Source organism: Streptomyces sp. NPDC012935 (assembly GCF_042900345.1).
In the GTDB taxonomy this organism is placed as follows: Bacteria; Actinomycetota; Actinomycetes; order Streptomycetales; family Streptomycetaceae; genus Streptomyces.
Genome location: NZ_JBIBBC010000051.1, coordinates 1 through 2,037 on the forward strand (window position 1 = coordinate 1; position 2,037 = coordinate 2,037).

Consider the following 2,037-nt stretch of genomic DNA (forward strand, 5'->3'; position numbering starts at 1 on the left):
GTAGATGAGGCTGCGGATCGTCTCGCTGACGGCGTTGCTCAGCTTCTCCTCGAAGCCGCGCACCGCGCCGAGCGTGTACACGAACTCGGTGGGGTCACTGATCCGGAACTGGATGAACAGGTCGATCGACGCCTTCACCCCGCCCCGGGTCGGGGCCTCGCGCACCGGCGCGTTGAACGGGTACTCACGGGTGGTGTTGACGATGTACGACACCCGCTTCCAGGGGCTCAGCAGCACGACCCGGCCCGGTCCGACGACCTTCTCCAGCTTGCCGAACCGGGTGATCAGCGCCTGGGAGCCGTCGGGCACCATGACCATGCCCTGCCGCCACCACACGAAGGCGACCGCGGCGAGCGAGACGACCCAGTAGTGCACGCCGAACAGGGGGTTGGTCAGCACGTCGGCCCCGGCGGCGCCCACGATCGAGGCGCCGACGGCACCCAGGACGAGCAGGGTCAGCACCGGCAGCATGGAGAGGAACGAGCGGCCCTTCGGCAGCACCATCGGGCAGATGGCGTGCACCACCTCGCCGCCCTGGCGCTGCTGTTCGCTGCGGCCGAGGGCCTCGCCGGCCTCGTCCAGCGGCACCGTCTTCTGCCGCATGACCGTCGCGGTCGAGCCGCCCTGCTCCCGGGCGGCCGGGAAGTCCTCCGGGTCGATGTTCCAGCCCTGGGCCTCGTACTCGCCGCCGCCGCCGTCCTGCCGGGCTCCCCGACCGCCCGCCTGCCGGCGCAGTTCCTCCTGCGCGGCCCTGCGTGGATCGGTGCCCGAGGCGACCGCCTCGGCCACGCGTCGTGCGCTCGCCTTCGCGCGCCCTCGTGCCACAGTTCCCCCTTTGCGTTGCTGTGCCGGGCGCGTGTGCGGGCCCGGCGTGATGTCCGTCGTGATCTCCGCGGTGATCTCCGGCGTGAGTCAAGCCATCCCACACCATGGGTCCGGAACAGCGTAAGGGGGGTGTACCGGGGCGTTACCGGACGGTAGTGGCAGGGGCTCCCCCTCCCCGGACGTCTGGTGCGTGCGCACTACGTGCGGCGGCATTTGGTCCGGACGCACCAGACGACGACGGGCACGACGGACGATGCCCGCCGAAGTGCCCGGCGGGAGCGTGGGAGATGCGCGAGAACCGCGCGTCTCCCGACTGCGAACAGGACTCCCATGACCACGACCGTCCTCGACCCGCCCGGCCCGGTGCGCCTCGGCAGACTGCCGATCGGCGCGCTCGGCGTCCTCGCGCTCGCCCTCGGCGCCCTGCAGTCCGTGGTGGAGCCCGCGCTGCCGCTGCTCCAGCGGGAGTTGGGCGTCACACCCTCCCAAGGGGCGCTGGTCGCCAACACGTTACTGGTGACCGGCGCCGTTCTCACGCCCGTCGCGGGCAAGCTCGGCGACCGCTACGGCGGCAAGCGGGTGCTTCTCCGGCTGATGGCGTTGGTGTCGGCCGGCGGGCTGCTCGCCGCGCTGGCGCCCGGCCTGCCGGTGCTGCTGCTCGGCCAGCTGCTGCAGGGCGCCATGGTGGGCGCGCTGCCCCTCTCCTTCATCCTGGTGCGCACCCATCTCCCGGCGCACCGGTCGCAGGCGGCCGTCGGCGTCGTCGTCGCGCTCTTCACGGGCGGCGGTACGGTCGGCACGCTGGTCGCCGGACCGATCGCCGAACTCCTGTCCTGGCACTGGATGTTCGCGCTGCCGACGATCGTGGTCGCCGTGGCGGCGTACGTCGTCGCCCGGACCGTTCCGGACGATCCGCCGGCCGCGTCGGACGACCGGATCGACTGGCCCGGTGTGCTGCTGCTGACCGGCACCCTGCTCGCGTTCATGGTCGGACTCGTGACCGTGGCCGACGGCAGTCTGCCGCCGCTCGCGGCCGGGGCCGTCGCGGTGGGTGTGGCCGGGCTCGCGGCCGGCTGGGTGGCGGTCGAACGCCGGGCGGCCGCGCCGATGGTCGACCTGCGGCTGCTGGCCCGGCCCGCGATGGTGCAGGCCGTCCTGCTCACCCTGGTCGTCACGACCGCGTTCGGCATGGTCGCGTTCCTGGTCCCGCAG

General features: G+C 72.8%; 2 protein-coding genes. One reads left to right on the forward strand and one right to left on the reverse strand.

The window, feature by feature from the left end:
• Positions 1 to 825, reverse strand: an 825-nt coding sequence (locus ACFY5C_RS41295) for an SPFH domain-containing protein (protein WP_389455214.1), incomplete at its 3' end; no start/stop codon positions are given.
• A gap of 330 nt (positions 826 to 1,155) precedes the next feature.
• On the opposite strand from ACFY5C_RS41295, the gene ACFY5C_RS41300 reads away from it, so the two are divergent.
• On the forward strand, positions 1,156 to 2,037 hold an 882-nt coding region (locus ACFY5C_RS41300), incomplete at its 3' end, for an MFS transporter (protein WP_389455216.1).